Raw genomic sequence first — 6,356 nt, 5'->3', positions numbered from 1 at the left:
TTGGCAAGAATAGCTATGAGGGTACACCTAGTAACATACCGAACCTAGAAGTTAAGCTCATAAACGCTGAAAGTACTTGGGGGGCAGCCCTCTGGGAGGATAAGAACTTGCCAATCTTTTTTTTATTTTTTGGAAAAATATATAATTCTTAAAACTTGTAAAATTATTATAAATGATATAGAATAATTATTATAGTCTAATTAAAAATTTATGAAAGTGAGGGATAAATGAATACAATTGGAATTGTTGTAGAATACAATCCTTTTCATAATGGACATAAATTACATCTTAGTGAAGCTAAAAAACATGGAGATGTAGTTATAGGAGTTATGAGTGGAGATTTTGTACAAAGAGGAGAACCAGCAATTATAAATAAATGGGAAAGAACTAAAATGGCTCTTTTAGAAGGAGTTGATATAGTTGTAGAATTACCAGTTTTTTATTCAACTCAAAGTGCTGAAATTTTTGCAAGAGGCTCAATAAAAATTTTAAAAGAACTAAAAGTAGAGAAAATAATTTTTGGTTCAGAAAGTGATAATTTAGATAAACTTAAAGAAGTCATAAAATTAGAAAATAATGTTAAATTTCTTGAAAGTTTAAAAAAAAATTTAAAGAGTGGTTTGTCTTATCCTACAGCTTATAATAAAGAGATAAAAAATTTTTTAGGGAAAGAATATGAAATTAAATCCAATGATATTTTAGGAATAGAATATTTAAGAGCAATAAAATTATTAAAAGTAAATATAGATCCTAAAACTTTAAAAAGAAAAGGTGTAGGTTATAATTCTTTAGTTGCTAAAGAAAACATTTTAAGTGCAACTGGAATTAGAAAGTTATTAAAAAATAACGAAAATGTAGAAAAATTTATATCCAATAAATCAAAAGAAATATTATTAGAAAATGAAAATAATAAAAAATTAGCAGATATTTCACAATATTATAAATTAATAAGATATGCAATTATTTCTAATAAAGAAACTTTGCATGAAATTCAAGATGTTGAAATTGGTTTTGAGAATAGATTGTATGAAATGGCATTAAAATCAGAAAATTATAAAATTTTTTTAGAGAATATAATGACTAAACGTTATACAATTGGAAGAATTCAAAGAATTTTAATTCATATTTTATTATCAATAAATAAAAAAGATTCTAAAAGATTAAAAGAAAAATTACCTTATATTAGAATTCTTGGATTTTCAAAAAAAGGAAGAGATTATTTAAATATTATTAAGAAAAAAGAAATTAAAAATGTTAATATTTTAACTTCTTTAAAAAATATTCAAAAGAAATTATCTGTTGAAGAATTAAAATATTTAGAATTGAATGAAAAAGCTAGTTTAATTTATAGAATGATAAATAAATATGAAGATCAGAAAATACCAATGATGAAAGAGGAAAAATAATATGAAGCTAGATAAAAAAACACAGATTTTTTATGGGATGGGAGTTAGCTATGCAATAGTTGATCAAATATTTGCTCAATGGATATTATATTTTTATTTGCCACCAGAAAGTTCAGGATTAAAAATGATAATGCCCCCTATATTTATTTCAATAGCATTGGCAATTTCAAGATTAGTGGATATGATTACAGATCCTGTAGTAGGTTATTTATCAGATAAAATTGATACAAAGTGGGGAAGAAGAATACCTTTTATTGCTTTTGGGAGTATACCTTTAGGAGTTATGACAGTGGCTTTTTTTTATCCGCCAGTAGGATCAAATAATTTATCTTTTATTTATTTAGCTATAGTAGGATCTTTATTTTTTACTTTTTATACTATAGTTGGAGCTCCTTATAATGCAATAATTCCTGAGATAGGAAATACAATGGAGGAAAGGTTAAATTTATCAACATGGCAATCAGTTTTTAGATTAATATATACAGCAGTAGCCATGATATTACCAGGAGTTTTAATAAAAATGATTGGAAAAGGAGATACTTTATTAGGAATAAGAGGAATGGTAATAATATTAAGTATAATCGCTTCTCTTGGTGGATATATCACAGTTTTTGGAGTTTCAGAAAAAAAATATTCAAAGGGTAAAATATCAAAGATATCATTTAAAGAAACAATTTCAATTATATTAAGCTATAAAAATTTTATTTTTTATTTGTTTGGATTACTATTTTTCTTTGTTGGTTTTAATACTTTAAGAGCAACTATGAATTATTATGTAGAGGATATTATGGGATATGGGAAGACTCAAATTACAATAGCATCCGCTATGTTGTTTGGAATGTCAGCTCTTTTCTTTTATCCAACTAATAAAATTTCTAAAAAAATTGGATATAGAAAAATAATGTTATTTGACTTACTATTATTAATTCTATTTACAAGTATGCTATTATTTTTAGATAAATTAATTCCAAGATCTTTTGGATTTTTAATATTTGCATTAATAGGTATACCTGTTGCAGGTGGAGCTTTTATATTTCCACCAGCAATGTTGAGTGAAATTAGTAATAATATAAAAGAAGAAACTGGAAATAAAATTGAGGGTATTTGTTTTGGTATTCAGGGATTTTTTTTGAAAATGGCTTTTATGATATCAATATTGTTATTACCATTTATTTTAGTTTTCAAAAGTCATAATGGTATGGTGACTAAAAATGGGATATATATGACTGCTTTATTTGCAATAGTAGCCTTTGCAATCTCTTTTGTTTTTTATTATAAGTATGAGGAAAAGTTAAAAGATTAGCTTTCAGAGGTAATTTGAGTGGAAAAAGTATATATTGTTGCAATAGAATTATTTTTATTGGAGAGTTTGCTATATTTTGTTGATTTAAATTTTTTAGTAGAAATAACAATATTTTTTTTAATAGTTTTTTTTATAATTTTAAAAAGAAGAGAAGTTTCTTTTTATATATTTCCTATTGTTTTTTTAATAAGAATAATTTTTTTTATAAATTTTTCAACTATAAATAAAGGAGATAAAATATATTTTAAAACTAATGTTATAAATGAATATGGAAAATTAATAAATTTAAATAATAAATTATACTTTAAAAATAAGTATGTTTCTCTTGAAAGAATAGAAGATGGAGAATATAATATTTTAGGGCAAGTAACAAAAGTAAATAAAAATTTATTAGAAGTTAAAATTTTAAAAAAAGAAAAACTAGAGGGAACAAAAACAACAAAGTATTTAAATATGAAAATAAAAAATGTGAAAAATTATATTTCAAATGGGTGCTATAATCTATTAAGAGGGGTTATTTTAGGAGAAAGCAGATCTATTTCTAGAGAGATAAAAGAAATGTTTCGTTATTCAGGAGGAGCTCACTTATTAGCAATTTCAGGATTACATATTGGAATAATTATTGGATTATTAACTTGTATGTTTGGATTTTTAGAATTGGAAAAACAAATCAAAAATATAATGATATTTATAATTTTAACAATATATGTTTTTTCTATAAAAATAAGTCCCTCTATATTTAGAGCCTATATTATGGGAAGCGTTTATATAGCAAGTATAATTTTTTATGAAAAAGTAGACATAAATAAATCTTTAGCTTTATCTTTTATTATAACTTTAATTTTATATCCTAATTCTTTTTCTAATATTTCTTTTCTAATGTCTTATATTTCTGTGTTTTCAATTATAAATATTTATCCAAAAATAAAATTATATAAGAAATTTAAAGGAGTAGCATTAGTAAATATTTTTGTTTTTTTACTAATGCTTCAAATAATGCTAATTCCATTAACAATTTATTTTTTTAAAACTATGGCTATTTTAGCTTTTATTCCAAACATAGTATTGACTTTTTTAGGAAGCTTTTTTATTTTATTTGGATTTATTTCTTTGCTATTACCAAATTTTTTGTTACAATTTGGAGGTGGGTGGTTTTTGGAACAAATATATAAATTATTGGATATAATTTTAATAATTCTTAGAAAAATTCCATGGTTATCTATAAATATTAATTTTAAAATTACAGTAATGGATATAATTTTTATTTATTTTATTATAGTTTTGATATTCTTTTACAAAGAAATTAATTTTTTTATAAAAGATACATTTTTAATTAATTTAAAGAATCAAGAGAGGATGTAATGAAAACAATAAAAGAAAAAACAAAAATTGAATTTGAAGAAAGAAAGTCTAAATTTATAGGTTATATAAAACCTGTAACAACTAAAGAAGAAGCTGAAAAGTATATAGAAGAGATAAAAAATAAACATAAAGATGCAACTCATAATTGTAGTGCTTATAAAGTTATTGAAAACGGACAAGAATATTTTAAAGTTGATGATGATGGAGAGCCAAAGGGCACTTCAGGAAAACCAATGGGAGAGATATTAACATATATGGAAATAGATAATGTAGTAGTTATAGCAACTAGATATTTTGGTGGAATAAAACTAGGTGCAGGTGGCTTGGTGAGAGCGTATGCTAAAACAGCTAAATTATCAGTTCAAGCTTCTGAAATAATTGAGTATGTAAAAAAAGAGATATATTTAATTGAATTTTCTTATGATAAAGTTTCAGAAATAGATAAGTTGTTAAATGATAAAGAAAATATAATAGAAAAAGGGTATAATGATAAAGTTTTTTATAAAGTCAATTTAAGTGAAGAACTTTTTAATAAAATAAATAAAATAAGAGAGGTCTCTATAATAAAATTATAGAGACCAATTTTTTTAGTTTTTTAAATTTATAAATAATATTTCATTTTTTTTCTTTTAAAAGGTAGGTAATAAAGGTAACCTAAAAATATAAAAATAAATTCACTGACTACAATATAATAAGGCCAAGGACCTAAATAATTTAAAGGTGAAGCTATATTTGGTTTAGTGTTAGTAAACATGAAATTAGTATTAAATAGACTATTTACTTTAAAAGATAATAAGACAAATATATTTAAAAATATAAAAGATAAAGTTAATCCTCTTAGATTAGGTCTAAATTTAAAGTGTATTATTTCATACCATGTTGCAAAAATAATAAAAAAATGAGTTAGAAAAAAACTGATATTTCTAAAATCATAAAAATGAGGAATACTTTCAGGAAATATTATTGCAAAAAAAGCTCCAATAGAAAAATAAAAAACTAATTGAAATAAACAATTATATTTAAAAATCATTGATATTATAGCGAAAATTAAAGCAATATTACATAAATGGAGAGGTAATAACTGATGAATACTCTCGGAATAAATAGTATATCTTATAAAAAGTTCTATAATTTTAACTATAAAAATACTAATTCCTAGTATAGAAGCAAAAATTTTTCGTGAAAATAAATTGCTTATAAGAATTAAAAATATAAAAAATAGAGAATAAATTAGAATGCTAATTATGTGCTCTGTAGAAAAAATAATAAGTTCGTTCATAGCTGTCCTCCTATTTATGAAAACCTAAATCAGCAGGATTAAAATCACCAGAAATATGTTCAATGGATCCTCCTAATTTTTCAAATATTTCTCTTTTTAGTTTTACTTTTTTTGCAAGACGTTGAGTTTCTGGGGAAACAGAGTTTTTAATGAGTCCCTTAGACCAATAATTAATAACAAGAGAACTATCTCCAAATATATTCATTATTTTTTCTTCAATTGCAATATGAAGTGCAAGATACATTCCAGCTAATTCTCCAAAGTTATTTGTTTTTCCAGAACGAGTTAAATAATTTCCAAATTCATTTATTTCTAAAGTGGGAAAATATTTTTTTAGTACAGATTTACCGTCTTTAAATGTAACTCTAACTTCTACACCAATTCCTCTACCAGTACCAGCATCAAAATAAATCCCATCTTTTAAAATAGGTGGGGCAGGTTTTATTTTCTTATCATAATTGGCTCCTGATTGCAACCACATTTCAGCTTCTTTATATGTTTTAAAAGATTTATATCTTGATTTTTTACCAGCTGTTTCATTTTTACATTTTTCCCAAGTATCTACTATATTGCTTTCTTTAGAATCAACTAAAAAATAAGCATAAAATTTTTTTTTCATAAACTCCTCCTTGATATAATTATACATGAAAAATACTAAAATTCAACTTAAAGAAATAAACTTTATAAAAAATTGTTACAAGGAACAAATAACTTGCAAAATCAAGGTAAATATGATACAATTTCTTGTGAAATTAATAAGTCTATTATTGAAGGAGGGTTTAAAATGAGAAAAGGAATACATCCAGATTATAAAATCGTTAATGTTGAATGTACTTGTGGAGAAAAGTTTCAAACTAGATCTACTTATGCTAAAGGTGATATCAAAATAGCTGTATGTTCAAAATGTCATCCATTCTACACAGGTAAAGCTAAGTTCTTAGATACTGCTGGTAGAGTTGACAAGTTCAATAAAAAATACAATCTTAATAAATAAGATGCAGGAAAA

The 6,356-nt window shown here is 23.6% G+C and carries 6 protein-coding genes and 1 rRNA gene; 6 read left to right on the top strand and 1 reads right to left on the bottom strand.

Annotation, left to right across the window (positions count from 1 at the left end):
- The 5 genes from rrf to Q7K47_10170 all read left to right on the top strand — a co-directional run bounded on the left by rrf (position 1) and on the right by Q7K47_10170 (position 4,646).
- Positions 1 to 116 (top strand): 5S ribosomal RNA (rrf, locus tag Q7K47_10190).
- A 111-nt stretch (positions 117 to 227) separates the two neighbouring features.
- Positions 228 to 1,406: a nucleotidyltransferase gene (locus Q7K47_10185; protein MDP0507558.1), complete on the top strand. Its 1,179-nt coding sequence runs from the start codon at positions 228 to 230 to the stop codon at positions 1,404 to 1,406.
- Position 1,407: 1 nt separating this feature from the next.
- A complete protein-coding gene (locus Q7K47_10180) occupies positions 1,408 to 2,709 on the top strand; it encodes an MFS transporter (protein MDP0507557.1) in 1,302 nt (433 codons plus the stop codon).
- Between the two features lie 18 nt (positions 2,710 to 2,727).
- Positions 2,728 to 4,071 carry a ComEC/Rec2 family competence protein gene (locus Q7K47_10175; protein ID MDP0507556.1) on the top strand — a complete coding sequence of 448 codons (1,344 nt, stop codon included), beginning with the start codon at positions 2,728 to 2,730 and terminating at the stop codon, positions 4,069 to 4,071.
- Complete coding sequence (locus tag Q7K47_10170; GenBank protein ID MDP0507555.1) at positions 4,071 to 4,646, top strand: YigZ family protein; 576 nt, start codon at positions 4,071 to 4,073, stop codon at positions 4,644 to 4,646. Before Q7K47_10175 ends, Q7K47_10170 begins: the two co-directional genes overlap by 1 nt.
- 714 nt (positions 4,647 to 5,360) lie before the next feature.
- Here the strand turns inward: Q7K47_10170 and Q7K47_10165 are convergent.
- Positions 5,361 to 5,969: a ribonuclease H family protein gene (locus Q7K47_10165; protein ID MDP0507554.1), complete on the bottom strand. Its 609-nt coding sequence runs from the start codon at positions 5,967 to 5,969 to the stop codon at positions 5,361 to 5,363.
- Positions 5,970 to 6,134: 165 nt separating this feature from the next.
- On the opposite strand from Q7K47_10165, the gene rpmE reads away from it, so the two are divergent.
- The gene (gene rpmE / locus Q7K47_10160; protein MDP0507553.1) at positions 6,135 to 6,344 is read left to right on the top strand and encodes a 50S ribosomal protein L31; all 210 of its coding nucleotides are present in this window, start codon (positions 6,135 to 6,137) and stop codon (positions 6,342 to 6,344) included.
- Positions 6,345 to 6,356: the final 12 nt, after the last annotated feature.

Source organism: Fusobacterium sp. JB019, assembly GCA_030673965.1.
Lineage (GTDB): Bacteria > Fusobacteriota > Fusobacteriia > Fusobacteriales > Fusobacteriaceae > Fusobacterium_B.
The sequence above is the reverse complement of the archived record's forward strand: the minus strand, read 5'-3'. Positions and strand labels throughout refer to the sequence as shown.